Here is a 23,880-nt window from a genome sequence, read left to right on the forward strand (position 1 = left end):
TTAAACTCCTATTTCAAATGATATAGGAGTTTAAAAAAATATTTGTTCTAAATTTTAAAACCAACTTGATTGGATTCTTAAAGTTGTAACTAGCTTGTCATTATTTTTAACTATTAACCAAGTTTTTCATACTCAAATCTAAAACCCTAAAAGAGTGAGTCAACGCACCTACAGAAATATAGTCAACTCCGCTACTAGCTACTTCTAAAATATTATCTAATGTTACATTTCCAGATGCCTCAATTAGAGCTTTTTTATTAATTATCTCTACGGCTTTTTTCATAGTAATAGCATCCATATTATCTAGCATTATAATATCTGCACCAACTTCTAAAGCCTCATTAATTTGCTCCAATGTTTCAACTTCAACTTCGATTTTTTTAACAAAGGAAACATTCTGGCGTATAATACTAACTGCCGCTTTTATTCCGCCTGCCGCACTTATATGATTTTCTTTTATTAATACACTATCAGATAAATTGTATCTATGGTTACAGCCTCCACCCATTTTTACAGCATACTTTTCAAATATCCTCATATTAGGCGTAGTTTTTCTTGTATCCAAAATCTTCACTGTGCTGCCTTTTAATTTATCTACATAAGTTTTAGTTAATGTGGCAATTCCACTCATTCTTCCAAGAAAGTTTAATGCAGTTCTTTCTCCTGTCAATATGTGCTTTGTTTTTCCCCTTAGTTTTGCAATACACTGCCCCTGACTTACTAAATCTCCATCACTTTTAAAAAACTCTATATTAACCTCTCCCAGTATTTTAAAAACCCTCTCGAATACAGGAAGCCCAGCAATTACTCCATTTTCTTTAGCTATTAAATCAATACTACAATTACACTCATCACTTATAATAAATTCCGTTGTAATATCATTTTGAGGTACATCTTCTTTTATTGCCTCTATAATAATATCATCAATAATTAACCAATTCATTCCTTATACCCTCTCCCATTTTCTTGAATTTATCTACAACTATAGTTTTATTAATTTCACTATAATCTTTGATCTTATTTAAATCATTCAAATCTTCATAGTTTAAAATGGCAATACTATCAATTGACTTATTTATAAATTCTGAAGCTCTTCTAGAAAAAACCAAAGCCTCCAATAAGGAATTACTTGCTAGTCTATTTGCTCCATGTACTCCCGTGCAGCTCACCTCACCGCAGGCAAATAAATTCTCCATGGATGTTCTAGAACTTAAGTCAACAGCAATTCCGCCCATGTGATAGTGTTGTACTGGCGTTACTGGAATTTTATTTTTTGTAATATCTATACCCCTTTGCAAACAGTGATTATAAATACTTGGGAATCTATTAGTTATATAATCCTTGCCTTTAAATGAAATGTCTAAAAACACAAAAGGCATACTACTCTTTTTTTCTTCTCCATAGATTGCCTTAGCAACTACATCTCTTGGTAGTAGTTCGTCTACAAATCTTCTACCATATTCATTTAGTAGTTTGGCACCCTCACCTCTTAGTGACTCAGATATAAGGAATTTCTCACAATTTAAATTATCATCATATAGTGCAGTTGGATGAAATTGCACGTAGTCTAAATCAGAGGTTTTAATCTTATGTCGCAAAGCAATAGCTATTCCATCCCCTGTTAAACTTCTTCTGTTGGTTGAATTTTTAAAGAGACCTCCAATACCACCTGTTGCAAAAACAGTTGCCTTAGAATAGATATTCATTCTTTTTTCACCTTTAGTTGCAATGCCTCCACAACAAACATTATTTTTAGTAATAATATCAACCAAGGTAGTATTTTCTAATATACTCACGTTTTTTTTATTTTTTAAAGCTTCTAACAAGGATAAAAAAAGTTCTTTTCCAGTTTCATCCTTTCTATGGACAATTCTACTGATGCTATGTGCACCTTCCTTTGTATATTTGAGTTCCCCGTTTTCCCTGTCAAAACTGGTTCCAAACTCTGTTACTTTATTTATATTATCTATGGATTCATATACTAGGGTTTGTACTGCTTTTATGGAGTTTTTAAACTTTCCTGCCTTTAATGTGTCTTGTACAAACAGTTCAAAATCACTTTCATCTCTAGCCACTGAAATTCCACCTTGAGCTAGGAATGTATTGCATTTATTTACTTCATCTTTAGTTATTAGAAGTACATTTAAGTCTTCTCTTAAATTCAATGCAGCATATAAGCCCGCTGCACCAGTTCCAACTATTAGCACATCTACAAAAATATCCATTAAATCACCTTGCCATTTCATGCATAGCATTTAGACATTTATGTGCTGCGCGTCTTACATCTTCGTCTAAGGTTATTTCATATTGTTTATTTAGAAGACTATTATAAACATTCTCTAAAGTGGTTTTTTTCATACTTTTACAAATCATAGGTGTCTTCGGTGTTATAAATTGTTTATTAGGATTTTTATTTTTAAGCTCATAAAGTATACCTTCCTCTGTTACAATCATATACTTTTGGCCCCTGTCCTCACTGGCAAATTTAATTATCTCTCCAGTGCTTCCTATAAAGTCAGCTAGTTTTCTAATTTCTCTATTACATTCAGGATGAACTAAAACTTTTATATCTTTATCCGAATTTTTCACTTCAATAATCTCTTTCGCGTTTACAAATTCATGCACACAGCAAAAACCATTCCATAAAATCATGTCCACACCTTGAGCCTTTTCATTTATATATTCACCTAGATTTTTATCTGGTATAAAAATTATTTCATCCTTATCTAAGTTATTAATTATTTTTAATGCATTTGAAGAAGTACAACATATATCACTTTCGGCTTTAACTTCTGCTGTTGAATTTATATAACAGATAACCTTTGCCTTTGGATGCTGCTCCTTAAGCTGCCTAACATCTTCCCCATTAATCATATCTGCCATAGTGCACCCCGCTTCCATATTTGGAAGAAGCACTGTTTTTTCTGGTGAAAGTATTTTTGCACTCTCAGCCATAAACTTTACCCCACAAAATACTATAGTATTTTCATTACATTCTTTAGCTATTTTACTAAGATAATAAGAATCTCCTACGAAATCAGCTATCTCTTGAATATCATCACTCTCATAATAATGCGCTAGAATCAAAGCATTTTTTTCTACTTTCAATTGCTGGATCTTTTCTTTTAACTCTTGCATTTATTTATACACCTCTTTATATATGCGTATACAGGTGTATATACACCTATATTATATACTATAATAGCATTTGTTTAGTAATATATCAATATTTATGGGAAATAAAAAAAAGCATACACTATGATATTGAAATCACACAGCATGCTCTTCTTACAGTATTTTTTAACAATATATATTTTTTTTAAGGACATTGTAATTGTTTTCCATGTAAAACGCTAAACAATTAATACCTTTTTAGCGTCTATTAGAAATACAAAGGATTCACAGAAGAGTTTATTCTTATATTATACTTGACCTTAAATCATAGACTCCGGACAAAATTATTCTTCCTCTTCAGCTAGCTCGTACATTTCCTCAGCTCTAGACATATATAGTATTCCATCTAAATGATCAATTTCGTGACAGAAGGCTCTTGCAAGTAACCCCTCCGCTTTATAAGTTACTGGTTTTCCTTTAATATTAATTCCTTCTACTGTAACATTTGTAGGTCTAAAGACTTCACCCTCATGTCCTAAATAACTTAAACAACCCTCAAAATCCTTTTCATTTCCAGACTTTGATGTTATTTTAGGATTTATAACTATTATTGGTTCTTCTTCTTCCTCTCCTAAATCAATTAAGATAACTCTTTTTAGAACACCTATTTGAGGAGCAGCAAGGCCTATTCCATTACCTTCATAAAGCGTATCCATCATATCGTCGATTAAGTTTAGTATTTTACCATCTACCTTTTCCACCTTTGCGCATTCTGTATTAAGACGTTTGTCACCATATTGTAAAATTTTTCTAACTGCCATATGCCTTCTCCTTTACCTTATATTAATTGCCTTCAATAGCAATAAAATTTAGTTTATTATATTTTATATTCTAATATAAATAGCTGTATACATCAATATAAATTTTCATCAAAAAAAATTAAGGTGCCCTAAAACACCTTAATTTCGTCACATTTATCCGTTAATTTTTTTTGCTTCTGCTATTCTTTGGGATTCTTCCATCATGCTTTTAACCTTCATAAGTCTAGTTAAAGCTCCTCTTTCATTTTCGCCAAGCTTCATTTTAATATACTTTATAGTATCTTGGAGTTGAGGTATTATCATATATTCCAAAGCATTAACCGTTCTTCTAGTTTTTTCAATTTCGTCTGCCATGAGCTGACAAGATTTTTCTACTTCAGCAAGTTCTAAAAGCTTTGGCAGAATTAAATATAGCTTTTCTATAGCTCCATCAAGTTCTGCTGAAGTACTGGCAAATCCATAAGGATATATACTGCCAGGATCATCTTCTAATTTTCTTTTAAATTTCATTATGGGAACATTAACACTCATAAGATTTTTTGTTGCAACTTCTACAGAAATACTTTCTTTTGGGTAGGCAATGGCCTCCTCTAGAAATTCTGAAGACATTAATGCACTTGCCATAAGAAAATCTTTATAAGAATTTTGCAATTCTTCTTCAACTTTTTTCCTAAGTTCATTGTTATGTTTTATGAGATCAATAAACCTTCTCATAAGTTCATCTTGTTTATCTTTTAATAATTTATGTCCACGAGTAGCTGTACCTAATCTTTTTTTAAGTTTAGTAAGCTCCATTCTAGTGGGATTGACATTTAACCTTGCCATGCTTACTCACCCTCTTTTTTAGGTAAATATTTTTCTACGTATTCATCTCTAATCCTCTTAAGTTCATTTCTTGGTAGAATAGATAGAAGCTCCCATCCTAAATTTATTGTTTCATCAATAGTTCTATTAGTTTCAAATCCTTGCGCTACATACTGCTTTTCAAAAGCATCTGCAAATATTGCATATTTTTTATCTGCCTCAGATAAAGCTGACTCTCCTAATATAACTGCTAACTCTTTTGCTTGCTTACCTTGAGCATATGCAGCAAATAATTGATTCATTGTATCCGCATGATCTTCGCGTGTTTTGCCTTTACCTATACCCTTATCTTTAAGTCTTGATAATGAAGGTAGAACATCTATTGGAGGCATAATTCCTTTTTTATAAAGTTCTCTGCTTAAAATAATTTGTCCTTCAGTTATATATCCTGTCAGATCTGGGATCGGATGAGTTATATCATCTTCTGGCATTGTAAGTATAGGAATTTGAGTTATTGAACCTTCAAGTCCTTTAATTCTTCCTGCTCTTTCATATAAGGTAGAAAGGTCAGTATAAAGATATCCTGGATATCCACGTCTACCTGGAACTTCTTTTCTTGCAGCTGAAACTTCACGTAGTGCCTCACAGTAATTAGTAATATCAGTCATAATTACAAGAACATGATATCCCTTTTCATAAGCAAGATATTCAGCTGTAGTAAGTGCCATTCTAGGTGTAGCTATTCTCTCAATTGCTGGATCATTTGCAAGATTCATAAATAATACAGTCCTATCAATAGCACCAGTATTCGTAAAATCATCTACGAAAAATTGTGCTTCTTGAAAAGTTATTCCTATAGCTGCAAATACAACAACAAATTTTGAATCTGAATTTACTACCTTAGCTTGCCTTGCTATTTGAGCCGCAAGTTGCGCATGAGGAAGCCCTGATCCAGAAAATACTGGTAATTTTTGCCCTCTAACAAGTGTATTAAGTCCATCAATAGCTGAAATACCTGTTTGAATAAACTCTGAGGGATAATCTCTTGCCACTGGGTTCAGTGCTTCTCCATTAATGTCCAGTCTCTTATCAGGGATAATTTTTGGTCCGCCATCTTTAGGCCTTCCAAGACCATCAAAGACTCTTCCAAGCATATCTTCTGAAACACCAAGTTCCAGTGGTCTACCTAAGAATTTAGCCTTACTACCTTTTAAGTTAATCCCTGCAGAACTTTCAAATAACTGAACCATTGCTTTATCTTCATTTATTTCAAGTACTTTTCCGCTACGAATTTCACCATTTTGTAGCTCTATTTCTACTAGTTCATCATATCTAACGCCTTCAACTTTCTCTACAACCATTAGTGGTCCTACAACTTCTGTTATGGTTTTGTATTCTTTAATCACGAGCAACTCCTCCTTCCGTTATTAATTTTTCTATTTCGTCGGACAAGGCTATAAATACATCATCAATTTTTGACATTTCAGTTTCTGCAATGTATTTTACTCTTGCTATTTTATCTCTTGCTTCCATTTTTAATACCTTATCTAAATAAACTCCTGCAGTCAAAGCTTTTTCAGCTTCAACATGGAATGCTATAACAAGTTTTAGCATTTTATATTGTTTATCTAAAGATGAATATGTATCAACCTCATGGAAGGCATTTTGTTGTAGATAATCTTCTCTAATTGACTTTGCAACTTCTAATTTCAATCTATCTTTTTCAGAAAGAGCGTCTACACCTACAAGTCTTACTATTTCATCAAGCTTTGCTTCTTCTTGTAGAACAAGCATAGCTTTAACTCTAAGCTCAGTCCAATCCTCTGCTACAGTATCATTCATCCACTTAGCTGTTTGATCTAAATATAGTGAATAAGACTCCAACCAATTTATTGCTGGGAAATGCCTTCTATAAGCAAGTTGGGCATCTAGTCCCCAAAACACTTTAACTATTCTAAGAGTTGCTTGAGTAACTGGTTCAGATAAATCTCCACCTGGAGGTGATACTGCACCAATAACTGTAATGGCTCCTTCGCGTTCACCATCTCCAACACAAACTATCTTTCCTGATCTTTCATAAAAATCAGCTACACGTGAACCAAGATATGCTGGATATCCCTCATCACCTGGCATTTCTTCAAGTCTTCCGGACATTTCACGTAATGCCTCTGCCCATCTAGACGTAGAATCCGCCATTAATGCTACTGAAAAACCCATGTCTCTAAAATACTCTGCAATAGTTATACCTGTATATACAGAAGCTTCTCTAGCTGCAACTGGCATATTAGAAGTATTTGCAATTAGCACTGTTCTTTTCATTAATGATTCGCCTGTTTTTGGATCTTTAAGTTCTGGAAACTCATTCAAAACGTCTGTCATTTCATTTCCACGCTCACCACAACCTATATAAACTACTATTTCAGCGTCTGCCCATTTTGCAAATTGATGCTGAACTACAGTTTTTCCACTTCCAAAAGGACCTGGAACACATGCAGTACCACCTTTGGTTACTGGGAAGAACGTATCTATTACTCTTTGACCTGTAATTAGTGGCTCAACTGGATTTAACTTTGTAGCATAAGGCCTTCCACGTCTTACTGGCCATTTCTGCATCAATGTAATTTTCACAATACCCTCTGAAGTTTGAACTTCTGCAACTGTATCTTCTACAGTATACTCACCTTCAGTTATAGAAGTTATAGTTCCTGAAATCCCCTTAGGTATCATTATTTTTTGAGTGATAACAGTAGTTTCCTTAACTGTACCTATAACGTAACCATAAGAAACTTCATCTCCAACCACAGCTGTAGGAACAAAATTCCATTTTCTACTTCTATCTAAAGGTGAAACATTTACACCTTTTGTCAAGTAATTACCAGCTATAGCTCTTATTGCATCAAGTGGTCTTTGAATACCGTCAAACATTGATTCCATAAGTCCTGGTCCAAGTTCCACACTTAATGGTTCTCCAGTAGACACTACTGGGTCTCCAGGTCCAAGGCCTGATGTTTCCTCATATACTTGAATGGAGGCTCTATCTCCTCTCATTTCGATAATTTCGCCAATAAGACCTTTTTCTCCAACCTTAACTACGTCATATATATTAGCTTCGTCCATGTCTTTTGCAACAACTAATGGGCCAGAAACTTTTACAATTTTACCGATTTTCAAGTTATCTCCCTACCCTTCTATAAAATATTTACGCCCACCGCTTTTTCTACATTATCTCTAATTCTCTGCATTCCTATATTTAGCGAGCCTTGATTACTTGGTATTAATATAACGGCCGGAAGCATCTGTCTGTTATATCTTTGAATAGTTTCATCTAAATGCTGAGCTATCTGTTCTGTAACAAATATAACCGCATAATTATCTAATGCCATTTTATCTATCGCTTTTCTAGCTTCTTCAATTTCAATAACAGGGTATACGTCAATTCCAAGAGCTTTAAAAGCAAGTATTGAATCTTTATCTCCAACTACTCCTACTTTATGCATAAACCTCACGCACCCTTTCTCTTATAACAGAAGTATCAACATTATTTAATTTTCCAACCATAATTATTCTAATTATTTTTATTTCTGTTTCCTTGGCTAGGATATAAGCAAATATTGGCTCAGGTCCAAAAGTGATATACTTAGCAGTTTTTAAAGCTTTCATAATATAGTTTTCTGAAAGCTTTTCAAGAAGCGAAAGTTTTCCAGTTTTCATATACTCTTCTAGTCCCAATTTTATAACTTCACTATACTTTAGTGAAGAAAATTTAGCTGCCATGTTTTCAATAGTATCATCAAATGCTCTTAATAAAATATCAATAGGTATATCTCCACCGGTCAGCATAACTTCTTTTAAAAATGCTACATCCTTCTCTTGCTTCTTTAATCTAATAATTGACTTTATATTACAAAAATCTATAGTTGTTACCACATAATGGATTATAAAATCAATTTTTGTTTCTTTTGCCCTAGCTAACATATCTATATACATATATTGGTCCATTACAATATCTATCTTTTGAGGATCCACAAGTTCATTGTAGACTTTTTCTGTCTGGATTATAGCTTCTCTCATCTTAGGATTTAATTCCCTATAATCCTCAGCTTCCATATATAGCTTTAATTTTTCTATATCAACCGTACCTACGGTCATTAGCATATGAGAAAAGTCCTTATTTAAAGCTTTAGCTTTCAACATTACCTTAATATTATGGTAATCATATTTTAAGCTCATAATATCTACTATAAGTGGATCTGGAGAAACAGTATACATAAGGGAATAAACGCGTTCTAGCTCCTCCTTAAGTAGTATATTGTAGTCCTCTGGCCTTTTTACATTTACCATTAAACTTGCATACTCAGTTTCTTGCAAGGTTTTAAGCACCTCATCCGCCGAGGTACTATCAATCATTCTTTCAACCTTTACATTATTCAGGAGTCTTGTTTCTAATACTCTTAGCCTAGCCACAGCTTGTGTAAAATTCATATTATCCATATATGGCTATCCTCCTTGTTTTGCTTAAGTAAGATAACAATTGTTAATTGTTATCTTACTTAAATTTATTTGAATAATTGTTCAACAATTTCTGGTTCTAGCTCAGCTCTTAAAGAGTTAACTAGACTTTCAAAAGTATTATTAATCTCTATACCATTTTTAAGTACTATAAATCCACTGTTTATGTCCCTAGACTCTGAACTCAACTTTATTTCGCCTATTTTTCCAGAGGCTTTTAGTCCTGCATTTATTTGGGATAAATATTCTTCACTTACAATGCTTTTATATTTCCCAGGAAGTATTATTTCTTCATCCCCTACTATTGGCATTGATAAAAGGTATTTTTTTACAAGTTCAAAGTATTCATTTTCACCCATTACTAAAAGGTTTTCTAGGGATTTGGCAAATACCTTGTCAATCATCTTTTGCATAGCCACTAATTTTTCATTTCTAACCGCTAGCTTGGCATTTGATATAATCCTTTGTTTAACTGTAATAGCTTCAATTTTAGTTTTTTCAAGCATTTGGGCTTTAAGTACCTCTGCTTTTTTCGTTTTATCTTCTACCATTATTTTCCCATTATCATTAGCTTCTTTCAATATAGCTTCCGCTCTAATATTAGCATCTTCTACTATCTTAGCAGATAAACTTTCTAAATTTGACATATATTCACATCCTCTAACTTCTAAATTTAAAATTTAGAATGTCTTATATACTAAAAACTAAAATTATTGAAACAACAAATGCTAAAATCGCATAGGTTTCAACCATTACAGAATATATTATAGCTTTAGCAATATGTTCTGGTTTTTTAGCAAGTATTGCTATACCAGCTGCAGCTGTTTTCGCTTGAGCAATTGCTGAATATAATCCTACAAAAGCTATTGGCAAACAAGCCATAAATAAGAATAATCCCATACCTAAAGTCATGTTAGGATCTAATTTAGGTAATACAAATAATCCTATAACGAAACCATAAAGTCCTTGTGTACCTGGTAGCAACTGAAGAATAAGTGCTTTACCAAATTTTTCCGGTTCCTCAGTTGTTAGTCCAGCCGCCGCTTCACCAACTATACCTACACCCTTTGCTGATCCTACTCCTGGTAAAATTACTGCAAGCGCCATCCCTAAGGCAGCAAAAACATACCCACCATTTTTAACTAAAAATTCCATTAACGTCATAATTAATTCCTCCTTAAATTTGCTTTTCTTTTACTACAGTAACGTATTGATTCTTTGATTTAAAGGCTTTGAATGCTTTTCCTCCACCCTCATAAAACTTACTAAAATACTCTACATATTGAAGTCTTGCACTATGAACATAAGCTGATAATGCACTTAATAATAAATTAAATGTCTGTGCAAACACAAATATAAATACACCTATAATAATATTAAAGGGTGATGGCAACATTTTAATAATCATATTAAAAGAGGCTGCTATAAATCCCCCCGCAAGTCCAATAGCCATAATTCTTGAATATGAAACCAAATCTCCTACATAGCTAGTTATCCCATATAAACCATATATTCCTCCACCTAGCTTTGCACCTATGCCTTTATTTTCTCTTCCTTGAGTTAATACTATGCCTACCATTCCTGCTATCATAACCCATTTACCTATGTTACTTGCAGATGGACTTAATCCTAGTTTTGCTCCAGCTAATAATAAAAACGCTCCTGTTAATGCACAATACCATGTTAAAACATCATAAATAGCATCCATCGGTTTACCATCACGAATAAGCATGTAACCTTTAACTCCAAGACCAAAATAAATTTGGAATGCACCCATTGTTACAGAAATAATTAATAAAGTCATTATATCTTCTTTAGGATTTATTAAAGACTTAAATTGGATTAAATCCCCAAAAATACTTCCATAAACAATACCTGCTACTATTGTCGGAATACTTAGTAATGTAAAGAATTTTACAAACTTTCGCTGACCTTCATCTAAATTAAATTTCATCAATGCAAGTGATGAACCTATGAGCATTATTACACCATATCCAATATCTGCTACCATCATTCCAAAAAATACCATGTAAAATGGTGTTAGTAGCGGCGTAGGATCTATCTCTGAATATTTAGGTAAACTATACATTGAAGTTATTGACTCAAAGGGTTCTACCAATGCATTATTTTTTAAAAGTATAGGCACCTGGTCATCTTCCTTACTCGCTCCTTCTATATCCAAATAAAATTCTTCTTTAGTTATAGACTTTATTGTACCTTCTAAATCACTAACTAATTCAGTAGGTACCCATCCCTCTATAGCAACTACGCTTTCTGTTTTTAAGAAATTCTCACAAGCTGAAGCTTTTATATGTTTATTTGATAAATCTTCATAAACAACCTTAAAGTCCTCTAAATACTGGCAGTCTTCCTTTATTTCACTATTTATGATTTCTTCTTCTTTAGATATAGCCTCTAATCTTGCCTTAAATTCTTTTAAAAGCTGTGATGGAATTCCATCACATTTTAAATTAATAGCGTTGAAGCTATAGTTCTTAAGAATTTCTTTAGCTTTCTCTTCAGAATCTTTATATATTAAAGCAATCATATTTATTCCATCTTTTCCTTCACTTATAACTTCTAAATAGGAATATGGAACTTCACTGTCAAATTTTTCTCTAAAAGCATCTTTAGAAATTTTTGGAATTGACCCCATTAGAAATAGAGTGGATTTTAATGCTTTTAGATCCTCAAAAGAAGAATCTAGTGATATCCAAGGAGTCAACGCTTCTATTTCAGAATTAATTTTAGATTTTTCATTCTTCATTTCTGTTAGTGCGTTGTCTTTTTCTTTTAATCTTTTATAGTTTTCAATATAATTTGATTTTTTAGCTAGTGTTTCTAATTTATCATAATTCAATAAACTTTTACCCTTGACTAAGGATTTTATGGCGCCCTCTTTTTCGGTATGCTTTATTAGTAGGTCAAGAGCAAATTTTACTTTTGCCTGTTCACCTTCTATATAGGAAACTTTTTCGTTTTCTGAGTCCTTTTTGAGAGATTGTAAATGTTCTTCTTCAACTTGTTGCAGGTTTATAAATTGAACATTTTCAAATCTATGAAGGCTATCTAGTAAAGTTTCCTTTTGTGATTCAAAGGCAAATAATGTAAACTTACTCATTTTAACTATTGCCATTATTTTTCACTATCCTCTCAACCACTATGCTTACTGCTTTATTAAATTTTTCACTTTCTAAATTAAGAATACCCTCTACTTCTGTTTTACCTTGCTCTAAAATCGGTTCTGAGTTTATTCTACCTTCTTCTTTAGCATTTTCGATGATTTTTTTAGTTTCTTCTCTAGCAGCATCCAAAACTTTTTTGTATTGCTCTTCAGCGGAAGTCTCAGATTTTTTTAATATATCCTTGCCATGGTCAATTGCCTTATTAATATTATCTGCCGCTTGCTCCTCTGCATTTTTTATACTTTTTATTGCTTCTAATGCCAAAATATCACCACCTTTTTTCTAATCAATAGTTATAATTAGTATTATTAAATAATTAATACTTTTTTATAACAACAAATAGTCAATTAAATCTGTTATTTATCATTATACTTTATGTAGTATTGAATACAACTTGATTATACTTAGTATTAATATAAATTTCAACTGATTTTTTTGAAAATTAACAAATATTCGTAATATTAACTCATTTTCTTGTCGTAAAGACCCTTTTTAACAGGACTTATGGTTTTTTTTGAAATATACTAATATTTACTCTTTCATATTTTTAAATTAGAATACAAGTTACGTCTTTTACATTCTCCTCATCATTAATATCATAAATTAAATAATGAGGTTCCTCACAAATATTATTATTCTCTATATAATCTAAAATATTAATCATGAATTTTTCAACATGAATATTATTTGCATTTTCTATAGTGCTGTTTTGTAGAAACTTGTCTTTAATCCCTCTTTCTATTTCCTTATTCACATCTCTAAATAGAAAATCTGGAAGCCATTTCTTTTTGTTATATTTAAGATAGTCATATTTAACAATCTCTTTTAAAGCGAAATTTTCACCTTTAAGTTTTCCCTCATTAAATTCAATAAATATCTTATAGTAATCTACAGAAGATATACTTCTACTAAGATACCCACTATCATAAAAAAACGTGCCTAAACACAAATAAAAATCAAAAACAGATTCAAATTTAGGAATAAAATATTTTAATATAGTTTTAAATTTTCCAGAATTATAGTATTTATCCACCATCTCTTCAACTCTTTTTAGAAGAATGATTTCATCATAACTTATGTCATTGGTTTTCAGCACCTCATAGGGAGTATAGTTCGAGTGAACAATCCCCCATTTTTCTGCTTCATCTTTCATAGGCGCCCCTTTTAATATTTTAAGGAATCCAAGTTGTATTTCATCCGGTTCTATGGCGTATAAATCATTAAAGGACTTTTTAAAGGATTCAAAGTTTTCCCCTGGAAGTCCTGCAATTAAATCTAAATGTTGCTTTATATTGCCATATTTTTTTAGCTCCATAACCTGTTTTTTTATATCGCCAAAAACTACGAATCTATTTATATTTTTTAAAACTTCATCATTTGTTGTCTGAACGCCTACTTCAAACTGAAATCTACCCTTTGGTGCCTTTGCTAAAAGTTTAAGCTGCTTATCATTTAATACATCCGCTGAGATTTCAAAATGAAAAGTGGTATCAGTCTCTAAACTCATTAAATATTCCCAAATTCCCATAGCGAATTTATCATTACAATTAAAAGTTCTATCAACAAATTTTATAAGTTTTACATTCTTATCTATTAAAAACTTTAAATCAACTTTAACCCTTTCTAAATCCATAAACCTAACTCCACGTATAGTTGAAGAAAGACAATATTTGCAGTTAAAAGGACATCCACGTGAAGCTTCAAAATATACTATTTTGTTATTTAAATCATCCTCAATGTTATATGGGAAAACAATCTTATTTAAATCCATAAGTGCTCTTTTACCGCCATAAAATATTTCATCATTTTCTTTATAGTACAACCCTTTAACATCTTTAAGGTCACTACCTGCTATCATATATTCTATAAATTCTCTGTAGGTTTCTTCCCCCTCTCCCTCAATTAAGTAATCTGCGAAACTATCTTTCAAATAATTTTCACTGTCAAAAGATACTTCTGGCCCTCCATATAACAATTTTATATTACTATCTATAAGTTTTAGTAAATCAGATATCTGTTTAACATAATCTCTATTCCATATATAACAAGAAAAAGCCACAATATCTGCTTTCTCAGCTATAATTTCTTGAACGATTCGCTCCACTCTATCATTTATAGAAAACTCTCTTATAAGACACTGATACTTTAAATCCTCAGTAAATGCTTTTAAATATCTAATTGCAAGGTTACTGTGTGTAAATCTAGAATTAATTCCCACTAATAATACTTTCATCTTTTGGTTTCCCTCTCCTTTTGCATATCATGTAATAAATATTGTCTGAATTTTTCATAGTTATTATTTCAAAATAAGGCTTTAAAATTTTTATTGTATTTTCTTTAGAACTATTTTTAAATAAATTCAATTGTCTTAAATTTATTTTTTTTGTGCTTTTATCAGGTAACACAATATTTATTCTTGAATTGAAAATTTTAGCAAAGCCCTTATCTATGTCCCATATATATAATAACCCATCTTCTTTCAAAAATTTATATACCTCTTTTATCAATTTTTCTTTGCTCTTTGTGAATTTTATATCACTTAGAGTAAAAAACAGTACACAAGTGTCATATGCTCCTTCCTCTATTTTTGTCTTGTCCCCTTTGCCTTCTATATACTCTACACTATTACTATCATCAATAAATTGTTTGCATATATTGTATATAATTCCATAATTAGAAAAACCTATGTCTAATATATTTCCTTTGAAAATTTCTTTCTCTAAATTTATAAAAACCTCCCTTTTCAATTATTGACCCCCTCATCAAATATAATTTTATATATTTACTTGTTTTTTAATTATTCTTCAAAAACAAAATAATCCCTCTAAAATAAAGGAATTATTTCTTAATTTCATTATAAAAATTTATCATTAACCCCGCGGTAGTCTTTTGTGCCCTCTGAACTATAAGTACAGATATTTTATTGTATTTCTCTTCCTTGCTTTTTACATTTGCGTAAGAATTATAAGTCTTATTAGCAAATAACGCATTATTTTTTATATAGTCTTCTACCCTATCTTGCTTTATTATTTCATTGAAAATAGGAAAAGAATAATCACTCATTAATTTACTTATGATCCAAAGTTCAAAATTTCTGTGACTTTTTAGGAGTTTATTGTTCACATGCTGAGGAACTGTAGCATCTTGAACTAAATGGCATGCTGCTCCAAAATAAAACATTGCTTGCCTAATATCTCCTGCCTCCACAAATTTCAAAGCTCTTTTATAATATTTTTGAAATTCAGTTAATGCATTTGAAAATCCATAAAGGCCAGTACCCTTAAAATGATGATAAAAATGATTTGAGCTTTTAAAATCTTGATCTGCCCAAGTAACTCCATTGTTTAATTCTTTTATATGTGATTTATAAAAATTATGAACATCACTATATCCCTGATTCTTTAATATTTCGATAGCTTGAATATTTATAAATTTATGAACAATACAATGAGTTTTCATAATCTTTTTTTTAATTGGATTTACTGTTACCATTAAGGCTTTTAAAGTTTTTCCATAAGTAGCTTCAATTTTTTTCTTCAACCTGTTCACCTCTTAATTTAGTATACACTAAATTGACTTTGAAAACATATTAATAATTTGCAACAATATGCATTACTCTATTCTAGTTCTTTTTGCCCAGTTCTACAAGTAGGCTAACTATTAAAGTTACTACAATTGCTAATAAATAGTAAAAAAATCTTTCTCTCCCCTTCCCTATAACATCACTCTGTTTTTTTTCTATTGATATTAGATATCCGCTTTTAGAGTCTAGTAAAATTAATTTTTTAAAAAACTTCATACTAGATATATAGGTGCCGCTCCCAAAGTTAATCTTTTCTTTAAGCGCATTTATTTTATTTAAACTATATATACTATTATCATTCTTTTCATAGAAATATATACAGTCTTTATTACCTAAAATTCCTATTGTATCAACTGATAAACCTTCTAAACTATCTACTGCACTATGCTGGTAAATTGGTGCAGGTGGATTTGTTGTAGGGTGCTGATCTAAAATAAATGGTATACTGTTGCCATTCGCGCCTTTAAATTTAGGAGAACTTATTGGATCTCCACCAGCATAGTCCGGAAAACCATACCATGCATTTTTTCTAACTCCGTATATATAGTCACTATCTCCACTCACAGGTCTTAGACCTCTATCCTCCATTCCTCCAACAGAAGTTATTATTTTACCCTGGCTGTTGAAATCTATTCCTTTCATATTTCTTATACCCCAAGCAAAATTTCCCTGCGCTCCAGTTTTTAGATTGTAGATTATTATGGATGAATTTCCAGGCATATGTCCTGTTATAATTTGCCCCTTTATATTTTTAGTTTTATATGAAACAAATGATCCAGTTTTCTCCTCTCCAAAATTAATTCCTTTTATTGTTATACTTTTTGGTGAAACATCATGATTTTGTGGATAATCATCTATCCACGAATTGTCTTGTCCCACTACCCCAGAATTAGTTGCTGACCCTATAGTAACAAATAGATATTCTCCATTAATTCTAATCAGGCTCTTATTATAATCCCCATAATTAGGTAAATTCTTAATTATTTCATTATTTTCCTTTGATTTTAAATTATAAGAATAGACTGATGCACCCGATGCGTAATACAATACACTATTGTTATAATCTAAACTAGTTATACTTAGCTTCTTGTTTTCAAACACATTATATGCTTTGCCAGCTTTATCAATGTACTGTACACTGTCTTTGAAAGCTATATAATAGTTTCCTTCACTGTCCCTCGTAAAATCTACCGCTCCACTTAATCCCTTAAACAGGATCTGTGATTTTATACCTTCATCTTTCACCGTTATCCTATATTCACTTAAAGAACTCTTTAATGAAAACAGCGCAAAAGCCATTGCAGCTAAAATCACTATAAAACCAATGGTCTTCTTCATACTTGCCCCCTAAATTATAAATACTCTAATCTATATATATTTACATAGATTAGAGTATATGTGTTAATAATTTCCAGCAATTTGTATATGGTCCCGTTCGACTAACCATAAAGCGTGGAATACTTGTTTCACAATTGAATTGTTTATTTTCCCACCTTGTTTTTCGTAAAACATAGCAGCATGAATTTCTCTATTTTTTGCCAGTTCCATTAAGCTTTTGTCATCGTTTTTATGTTTGCTATAATCTATTTTCACTAATTTAGGTAACTCGTAGAACCCTCCTAGTTTTTGATGCACCATAGCATGCATCTTCTCAATTTTTGAAAGTGCTTCAAAGGTTTGTTTAGCATCACTGCTATTTGCTAGCTTTGCCGCTGCATTATAAAATTCCGAATTAAATATTTCAAGTTTCATAGCATGATCTAGTATTACTAAAGTATTTTCATCTAAACTTTCAGCAGGAACTTTATACATTCCTTTTTCAGAATAGATCTCTTCTTTAAAATTTATCTCGTCTTCTGGTTTTAAATACACAGCACTAACACCACAAAATGGGCAATATTTAACATGTTCTCTCTCATTATTCTCTACTAAGCCATCATTATTCATATTAAAATTGTTTATATTTATATTCATCCCACATATCAAACATTTCATATTTTTATAGCAAGGATGCTCCCACTTCTAAAGTGAGGAAGGAATTGTTACTCGCTGGTAAGCAACTCCCAACCTTGCTTTCCCCCTTTCTGCTTTCTATTAATAAACTTTTTGCTCTTTGTATCTAATTTGACTTGTCGCTTTTTTATGTACTAATATACTAATTCTAACATAAAAAGCTCTCCATTTGGAGAGCCTTTCACATAATAACCTTATAAACTTGGGCGCAAACCCACTATCCCTTAGCATTATATAATTTTCATGTTCTTTTAGAATATAATCATAAAGCTTCACATACTAATTATTAATAACTGTTAACTACCACTAGGAAGAAAGAGGAGGGGGCTTTTATGATTAAAGATAATTTCTATAGAGACTCAATAATTCTCACGGTATCAAATTTAACTGCTGGAATACTCAGATTTATGTTTTCAATTCTACTTTCAAAAAAATTAGGGGCAGAAGGTATGGGGCTATATAGCCTAGTAATGCCTATTTACGATTTATTCATTTGCCTTATTTGTGGTGGAATGGTAACAGCTATTTCAAAGGAAGCTTCAGCCTATTATGAAATAAATGATTATGGTAATCTTAACAAATCTGTACATATTGCCTTAGTTTTTGATTTTGCATGGGGTATATTAATAATGATTTTAGTATTTCTTTTTTCTCCCTACATTAGTACATATATAATAAAAGACGCAAGAACACTATATTCCCTTTGGGTTATTTGTCCTGCCCTAATCTTTGTTGCTCTTTCATCTATATACAAGGGTTATTTCTACGGTATTTCAAATGTTAAAGTACCTGCAATCATAGACGTAGTTGAAAAGTTCGTAAGAATGGCAATAATACTTGGGCTAATAAACTTTTTCGCATTAAAAACTGTAACTTCTACTGTAACCGCTACTTATATTTCCTTAACCATTGGAGAATTTATAAGTTTTATTCTACTATTTATCTTTTATGAAAAAAACAAAAATAAATTTCGGGATTACAGAAAAAAAACCGAAGGAAGGGCTCAACTTTTATTTAACATCCTAGTTGTTTCACTCCCCTTAAGCTTAAATGGTTTTTTAACCACTATAATTTCCGCCCTATCCGCCTTGATTGTACCAAGACGTCTAGTTTACGCAGGCCTTGAATATACCGCCAGCCTGGCCTTAATCGGCAAGTTTTCAGGTATGGCTATGAGCATTGTGTTCTTTCCCTTTATCATTGTAATGTCCATGGCAACCATCTTAACACCGGATATTTCTAAAAGTATTATTAAAAATGATTATAATGCACTAGAGCATAGAATAATGGAAGTTATAAAGATTTCTTTTTTGCTAGGCATTTCAACTATGATAATATGTTTAAGCACTGGGGACTCTTTGGGAAAACTATTTTTTGACAGATATGACTTAGGCATTTACATACGTCTTGCTGCGCTAAGTTCGCCCTTCATGTACATGGCTGGTTCAACCTTTGGAATTTTGAATGGACTTGGCAGGCAAAAAGATCTTTTAGTAAATTCAGTAATAACCGCTATTCTCCAGCTTATATTACTGTATATATTATTAGGTATTCCACGTATAAACATTTTAGGCTATGGCATAACTCTCATTATAACCTCTGTAGTAAGCTTTATATTGAATATTAATGCCATTAAAAAGAGCTGCTATATACATTTTTCAGGGGTAGAATTTTTAATCAATATTTGCCTTAGCATATTCTTATACTTTGTATTGAAAATTTTAGATAATACCTTGCCAAACTCTATGTTTATTACTAAAAACATAGTAATTATTGCCACGGGCTTCTCTCTAATATTCTTTTCTCATATCCTTACAAAAAAAAGTAAACAAGTCTAGTGCTTTAAAAGCATTAGATTTGTTTACTTTTCTACCTAATTCTATGTAAAATATGCTTAGGTATAAGTTTCGTAATCTTGTGGGGTAATACCCCTAAATCTTCTTTAGTTATTCCGCCTATTAACACTAAGATAAAGAAATAAGTTAATACGGCAAAAACCATAGCTATTAATATAGCAATCGCATTAGCGAAATACCCTTCGCGAACAAAACTAAATACAAAATTAAAGTTTCCATACATTAGTTTTGCAACGATAGCCATGACACCTGAGGCTATTATCGGTTTAATTGCATGACTAAATAGATTAACCCTAACCCTTAGCTCTTTGTTCATAGTATTATGGTTCAGTATTAAAAGTATTGCAAAACTTACTCCATTTCCCATAACCGCACCCAATATATTAAAGCTTGGTATGGCTACAAAAATATAATTAATAATTATTTTGCCTATTAATCCGATTACTGCATAAAAGGTAACTAAGTAGAGTTTTCCAAGCCCTTGAAGAATTGAAGTTTGAATACTAACCACAGCCATAAGTATTATTACCACTGAACCATATACAAGTAATCTTCCAACACCAGAACCATAATGGAGGAGGTCTACTATAGGGGTAGCCAAAACTGCAAGGCCAACCGCGGAAGGTACTGCCACTAAAAAGCATAGCCTAAAAGCATAATTAACTTTACTTCTTACAGCTTTTTTATCCCTTAGTGCCATTAAGCTAGATATCGAAGGTAAGATAGTTATAGCTAGAGATGAAATAATAGCTATAGGTACCCCTATAAGTGTTGTATATTTACTTAGTACAGCCCATAAAACTTCAACCTGGTTTTTATCAATTCCAGCAAATAGAAGCCTTGATTTAACTAATTTTAAATCAATTAGTAATCCTGCTTGTTGTATTCCTAAACATATTGTCATTGGAACGGCATAACTTAATAGTTTTTTTATTAATTTTTTAGTAGTAAGTCTTTTTATATCTAATTTATTATAACCTTTTGGGACTTTAAAAACTTTATTTTTTTCATAGGCATAAACCATATATATTGCAGCAACTAGTGCACCTACTGTTGTACCAATGGTTCCACCTGCTGCACCTGCTGCTAACCCATATTTTATAAAATACATTGCAAAAACTAAAGTAAAAATAGTGTTTGCAACCTGTTCTAATACCTGTGATACAGCTGTGGGAGTCATATTTCCTCTTCCTTGGAAATACCCTCTATAAGCTGATAATACAGAGCTTATTAAAATAGTTGGAGCTAAGGCCATAATGGCGAGTCTTGAAGTAGAACTTTCTGTTATATTAGCCAGGGGTACTGCGAAAATAAGCATCAATAATGACATAATCAGCCCTAATATCAAGAGTAAAAATCTAGCTATTTTAAAAGTTTTTACCGCATCTTTGTAATTTCCCTTTGCTATGAGCTCTGATACCATCTTTGATATAGCCACGGGAATACCCGCGTTTGTTAATATATACATATATACAAAAATATTGTAGGCAGAATAATATACCCCTAGCCCATCCTCACCTAATATTTTCCCTAAAAAAGGTATATAGAGTAATGATAAAAGCTTAACCATAAAACCTGCCGCAGATAATATGGCAAAGCCCTTTGTGGTAGATTGTTTATTTAAATTTGTACTTTCACTCATTAAATCATCACCTTCGGTGCTGTAATGTGTTCTAAACAGCCTCTAAAATTTAAATACATCCTTTTTAATCTTTTTTAATACTGGTGGTAAACTTTCTGCAATAGTTTTGTTCTCCATATAAGATAGTTCTTCTGGACAATTCTTAAATGTTGCCTTATATGCATATAGAAATTGATAATCTAAACCATATTTATTATTGAAAAAACTATTCATTTTTTTATCTCCGTATTTTGAATCACCAACAATTGCATTTCCCAAATGGCTCAAATGCGCACGAAGCTGATGACTTCTTCCTGTTAAAAGATTAATATCTATTAAAGAAAATGTACCACAACTTTCTATGTTTTTAACTTCCATTGCTATTTTTTTTGTATTTGGCATTTTAGTGTCGAATACCTGTGATATATTTGCGTCCTCATCTTTACGTATGTATCCTTCGTAAACTCCATCTTTAATCCTATTGCTTACTAGTGCCATATAAAATTTTTCAACGTTTCGCTCTCTTATCATCTCATTCAAAAGTTTAAGAGATTTGAAATTCTTACCAAATATAACTATACCGGAAGTATTTCTGTCTAGTCTATTACATGGTGCTGGAGTAAAGGTTATTTCATTTTCTGGTCTATAATCTCCCTTATCAAATAAATAAGAGAGTACGTAATCTATTAAAGTTGGTTCGCCACCCACTTTATCAGAATGAACTAAAACACCTGGCCATTTTTCCACCATTAATATATTTGAATCCTCAAAGGTTATTTTTAAGTTATTCTCAATTCTTTTAAATTCTTCCTTTTTAAACTCACTTGTAATATATTTTGTTTCAACAATATCACCTTCTACTAGTGAATGTTTCTCTTTTATCTTGCTACCATTGACCCTAATGTCACCTTGTCTAAAAGCTTTATATATTTTGCTGAGTGGTACATCACCAAGTACTTTTCTCATGAATTTATCTGTTCTTTGTCCTGCTTCATTTGCTCCGATTTCTATCCTCATCCATATCCTCCTAATTCTTCTATCTCTTGTTTTTTATCTAATGACGAATCCTCAGATAATCTAATTTATTTTATAATAAATAAACTTCCACTTTAAAAAAAACACATCAAGCATCAATTATATACTAATATGGGCTATGAATTCAATAAAAATTCGTAAGCTAACTTGCATTGCATAGCTACACCTATAGATAAACAGCTCTCATCTATGTCAAATAAACTTCCATGAGCCGGATTGACTATACCATTTTCCACGTTTCCACTTCCTAAAAAATAAAATAGTGATGGTCTTTCCATTGAGAAATAAGCAAAACTTTCCACTCCCATAGTAGGCTTATCTAATTTATAAACATTATCCTCACCAATTAATTCACTTGCCTTTTTTTCAAACATCTCCGCTAGTTCATCATTATTATAAAGACAAGGGTAGCTTTCCTCCATATCAATCTCACATTTCCCTCTCATAGAGTCCACGATGCCCTCTACTACCTGGACTAATCTTTTTTTTATATATTCTCTATGTTCACTTTTCATAGTTCTAATAATTCCTGATATTATCACTTCTTCTGGTATAATATTTTGAGCTGTGCCCCCATGAATGGAGCCTATAGTTATAACCGCTGCATCTGTGGGTGGAATTTCGCGACTTACAATGTTTTGAAGAGAAACAATAACATTGCTAGCTATTACAATAGGATCAATAGTCACATGTGGGCTAGCACCATGTCCTCCTTTACCTATTATTTTTATAGTAAATGGATTTGATGCTGCATAGGCATCCCCTCTTTTTAAGCCAACAGTCCCAGCCTCAAGCCATTCCTCTACATGAAGCCCAATAACAGCATCTACTCTAGGATGCTCTAGCACTCCCTCTTTAATCATTATTGGTGCACCACCCGTAGTTTCTTCCGCTGGTTCAAAAAACAATTTAACATTACCGCGAATTTCATCTTTCATGCTATTTAATATTTTTGCTGTTCCTAAAAGTATAGTGGTATGAGCATCATGTCCACAGGCATGCATTTTACCCAAAGTTTTCGATGCATAACTGCATGTTTTCTTATCCTCTAGTGGAAGTGCATCCATATCAGCTCTTAGCGCAATGGTTTTTTCACCCTTGCCGCGAATAATAGCACAAATTCCTGTTTCAGCTACTTCATAAAATTCAATGCCTTCTACTAATAAAAAGTCTTTTACCTTTTGAGATGTTCTAATTAAATTAAAGCCCAGTTCTGGGTTTTCATGAAGATCGCGCCTTATTTCTATTAACTCACTTTCAATACCTCTTGCCCTATCTAAAAAATTCAATATTTACACCTCTTTAATTGTTAGTCATTTACACAATAACCGATTTATTT

At 31.8% G+C, this 23,880-nt stretch carries 22 protein-coding genes; 1 reads left to right on the forward strand and 21 read right to left on the reverse strand.

Features of this window, described 5'->3' with window-relative positions; all coding sequences use genetic code 11:
- Positions 1-106: 106 nt before the first annotated feature.
- From nadC to ACREV6_RS01920, 18 genes are all read right to left on the reverse strand, one after another.
- Complete coding sequence (gene nadC, locus ACREV6_RS01835; protein ID WP_431576328.1) at positions 107-943, reverse strand: carboxylating nicotinate-nucleotide diphosphorylase; 837 nt, start codon at positions 941-943, stop codon at positions 107-109.
- The gene (locus ACREV6_RS01840; protein WP_431576477.1) at positions 924-2,225 is read right to left on the reverse strand and encodes an L-aspartate oxidase; all 1,302 of its coding nucleotides are present in this window, start codon (positions 2,223-2,225) and stop codon (positions 924-926) included. Before ACREV6_RS01840 ends, nadC begins: the two co-directional genes overlap by 20 nt.
- 4 nt (positions 2,226-2,229) lie before the next feature.
- Positions 2,230-3,138: a quinolinate synthase NadA gene (gene nadA / locus ACREV6_RS01845; protein ID WP_431576329.1), complete on the reverse strand. Its 909-nt coding sequence runs from the start codon at positions 3,136-3,138 to the stop codon at positions 2,230-2,232.
- A 320-nt stretch (positions 3,139-3,458) separates the two neighbouring features.
- Positions 3,459-3,935 carry a peptide deformylase gene (def, locus tag ACREV6_RS01850; protein WP_431576330.1) on the reverse strand — a complete coding sequence of 159 codons (477 nt, stop codon included), beginning with the start codon at positions 3,933-3,935 and terminating at the stop codon, positions 3,459-3,461.
- 153 nt (positions 3,936-4,088) lie between these two features.
- On the reverse strand, positions 4,089-4,760 hold the full coding sequence (locus ACREV6_RS01855) for a V-type ATP synthase subunit D (RefSeq protein ID WP_431576331.1): 672 nt from the start codon (positions 4,758-4,760) through the stop codon (positions 4,089-4,091).
- Positions 4,761-4,762: 2 nt separating this feature from the next.
- A complete protein-coding gene (locus ACREV6_RS01860) occupies positions 4,763-6,145 on the reverse strand; it encodes a V-type ATP synthase subunit B (RefSeq protein WP_431576332.1) in 1,383 nt (460 codons plus the stop codon).
- A complete protein-coding gene (locus tag ACREV6_RS01865; protein WP_431576333.1) occupies positions 6,138-7,910 on the reverse strand; it encodes a V-type ATP synthase subunit A in 1,773 nt (590 codons plus the stop codon). Before ACREV6_RS01865 ends, ACREV6_RS01860 begins: the two co-directional genes overlap by 8 nt.
- A 17-nt stretch (positions 7,911-7,927) precedes the next feature.
- Complete coding sequence (locus tag ACREV6_RS01870; RefSeq protein ID WP_431576334.1) at positions 7,928-8,236, reverse strand: V-type ATP synthase subunit F; 309 nt, start codon at positions 8,234-8,236, stop codon at positions 7,928-7,930.
- Positions 8,229-9,230, reverse strand: coding sequence for a V-type ATP synthase subunit C (locus ACREV6_RS01875; protein WP_431576335.1), 1,002 nt, complete (start codon positions 9,228-9,230; stop codon positions 8,229-8,231). Before ACREV6_RS01875 ends, ACREV6_RS01870 begins: the two co-directional genes overlap by 8 nt.
- A gap of 65 nt (positions 9,231-9,295) precedes the next feature.
- Positions 9,296-9,895: a V-type ATP synthase subunit E gene (locus ACREV6_RS01880; RefSeq protein WP_431576336.1), complete on the reverse strand. Its 600-nt coding sequence runs from the start codon at positions 9,893-9,895 to the stop codon at positions 9,296-9,298.
- Positions 9,896-9,938: 43 nt separating this feature from the next.
- Complete coding sequence (locus ACREV6_RS01885; RefSeq protein ID WP_431576337.1) at positions 9,939-10,412, reverse strand: V-type ATP synthase subunit K; 474 nt, start codon at positions 10,410-10,412, stop codon at positions 9,939-9,941.
- A 13-nt stretch (positions 10,413-10,425) separates the two neighbouring features.
- Positions 10,426-12,384, reverse strand: coding sequence for a V-type ATP synthase subunit I (locus ACREV6_RS01890; RefSeq protein WP_431576338.1), 1,959 nt, complete (start codon positions 12,382-12,384; stop codon positions 10,426-10,428).
- The gene (locus tag ACREV6_RS01895; RefSeq protein ID WP_431576339.1) at positions 12,371-12,697 is read right to left on the reverse strand and encodes an ATPase; all 327 of its coding nucleotides are present in this window, start codon (positions 12,695-12,697) and stop codon (positions 12,371-12,373) included. The genes ACREV6_RS01890 and ACREV6_RS01895 overlap by 14 nt, the downstream gene beginning before the upstream one ends.
- A 283-nt stretch (positions 12,698-12,980) precedes the next feature.
- Positions 12,981-14,666 carry a B12-binding domain-containing radical SAM protein gene (locus ACREV6_RS01900; protein WP_431576340.1) on the reverse strand — a complete coding sequence of 562 codons (1,686 nt, stop codon included), beginning with the start codon at positions 14,664-14,666 and terminating at the stop codon, positions 12,981-12,983.
- Positions 14,641-15,180, reverse strand: coding sequence for a methyltransferase domain-containing protein (locus tag ACREV6_RS01905; protein WP_431576341.1), 540 nt, complete (start codon positions 15,178-15,180; stop codon positions 14,641-14,643). The genes ACREV6_RS01900 and ACREV6_RS01905 overlap by 26 nt, the downstream gene beginning before the upstream one ends.
- A 91-nt stretch (positions 15,181-15,271) precedes the next feature.
- A complete protein-coding gene (locus tag ACREV6_RS01910) occupies positions 15,272-15,973 on the reverse strand; it encodes a zinc dependent phospholipase C family protein (protein WP_431576342.1) in 702 nt (233 codons plus the stop codon).
- A gap of 82 nt (positions 15,974-16,055) precedes the next feature.
- On the reverse strand, positions 16,056-17,354 hold the full coding sequence (locus ACREV6_RS01915) for a PQQ-dependent sugar dehydrogenase family protein (RefSeq protein ID WP_431576343.1): 1,299 nt from the start codon (positions 17,352-17,354) through the stop codon (positions 16,056-16,058).
- A 63-nt stretch (positions 17,355-17,417) separates the two neighbouring features.
- Positions 17,418-18,011: a ferritin family protein gene (locus tag ACREV6_RS01920; RefSeq protein ID WP_431576344.1), complete on the reverse strand. Its 594-nt coding sequence runs from the start codon at positions 18,009-18,011 to the stop codon at positions 17,418-17,420.
- Between the two features lie 350 nt (positions 18,012-18,361).
- Between ACREV6_RS01920 and spoVB the strand changes: the two genes are divergently transcribed.
- Complete coding sequence (spoVB, locus tag ACREV6_RS01925) at positions 18,362-19,867, forward strand: stage V sporulation protein B (protein ID WP_431576345.1); 1,506 nt, start codon at positions 18,362-18,364, stop codon at positions 19,865-19,867.
- Positions 19,868-19,898: 31 nt separating this feature from the next.
- Here the strand turns inward: spoVB and ACREV6_RS01930 are convergent, their stop codons facing one another.
- The 3 genes from ACREV6_RS01930 to ACREV6_RS01940 all read right to left on the reverse strand — a co-directional run bounded on the left by ACREV6_RS01930 (position 19,899) and on the right by ACREV6_RS01940 (position 23,830).
- Positions 19,899-21,527: a putative polysaccharide biosynthesis protein gene (locus ACREV6_RS01930; RefSeq protein WP_431576346.1), complete on the reverse strand. Its 1,629-nt coding sequence runs from the start codon at positions 21,525-21,527 to the stop codon at positions 19,899-19,901.
- Between the two features lie 42 nt (positions 21,528-21,569).
- Entirely contained in the window at positions 21,570-22,523 is a 954-nt protein-coding gene (locus ACREV6_RS01935) for an RluA family pseudouridine synthase (protein ID WP_431576347.1), read from the reverse strand.
- Between the two features lie 134 nt (positions 22,524-22,657).
- On the reverse strand, positions 22,658-23,830 hold the full coding sequence (locus ACREV6_RS01940; protein ID WP_431576348.1) for a M20 metallopeptidase family protein: 1,173 nt from the start codon (positions 23,828-23,830) through the stop codon (positions 22,658-22,660).
- Positions 23,831-23,880: the final 50 nt, after the last annotated feature.

It is taken from the genome of Clostridium sp., from assembly GCF_050717515.1.
GTDB lineage: Bacteria > Bacillota > Clostridia > Clostridiales > Clostridiaceae > Clostridium_AD.

Coding starts and splice junctions, on each gene's coding strand:
- nadC (WP_431576328.1), bottom strand. CDS start 943: ATGAATTGGTTAATTATTGATGATATTATTATAGAGGCAATAAAAGAA.
- ACREV6_RS01840 (WP_431576477.1), bottom strand. CDS start 2,225: ATGGATATTTTTGTAGATGTGCTAATAGTTGGAACTGGTGCAGCGGGC.
- nadA (WP_431576329.1), bottom strand. CDS start 3,138: ATGCAAGAGTTAAAAGAAAAGATCCAGCAATTGAAAGTAGAAAAAAAT.
- def (WP_431576330.1), bottom strand. CDS start 3,935: ATGGCAGTTAGAAAAATTTTACAATATGGTGACAAACGTCTTAATACA.
- ACREV6_RS01855 (WP_431576331.1), bottom strand. CDS start 4,760: ATGGCAAGGTTAAATGTCAATCCCACTAGAATGGAGCTTACTAAACTT.
- ACREV6_RS01870 (WP_431576334.1), bottom strand. CDS start 8,236: ATGCATAAAGTAGGAGTAGTTGGAGATAAAGATTCAATACTTGCTTTT.
- ACREV6_RS01875 (WP_431576335.1), bottom strand. CDS start 9,230: ATGGATAATATGAATTTTACACAAGCTGTGGCTAGGCTAAGAGTATTA.
- ACREV6_RS01880 (WP_431576336.1), bottom strand. CDS start 9,895: ATGTCAAATTTAGAAAGTTTATCTGCTAAGATAGTAGAAGATGCTAAT.
- ACREV6_RS01885 (WP_431576337.1), bottom strand. CDS start 10,412: ATGACGTTAATGGAATTTTTAGTTAAAAATGGTGGGTATGTTTTTGCT.
- ACREV6_RS01890 (WP_431576338.1), bottom strand. CDS start 12,384: ATGGCAATAGTTAAAATGAGTAAGTTTACATTATTTGCCTTTGAATCA.
- ACREV6_RS01900 (WP_431576340.1), bottom strand. CDS start 14,666: ATGAAAGTATTATTAGTGGGAATTAATTCTAGATTTACACACAGTAAC.
- ACREV6_RS01915 (WP_431576343.1), bottom strand. CDS start 17,354: ATGAAGAAGACCATTGGTTTTATAGTGATTTTAGCTGCAATGGCTTTT.
- ACREV6_RS01920 (WP_431576344.1), bottom strand. CDS start 18,011: ATGAAATGTTTGATATGTGGGATGAATATAAATATAAACAATTTTAAT.
- spoVB (WP_431576345.1), top strand. CDS start 18,362: ATGATTAAAGATAATTTCTATAGAGACTCAATAATTCTCACGGTATCA.
- ACREV6_RS01930 (WP_431576346.1), bottom strand. CDS start 21,527: ATGAGTGAAAGTACAAATTTAAATAAACAATCTACCACAAAGGGCTTT.
- ACREV6_RS01935 (WP_431576347.1), bottom strand. CDS start 22,523: ATGAGGATAGAAATCGGAGCAAATGAAGCAGGACAAAGAACAGATAAA.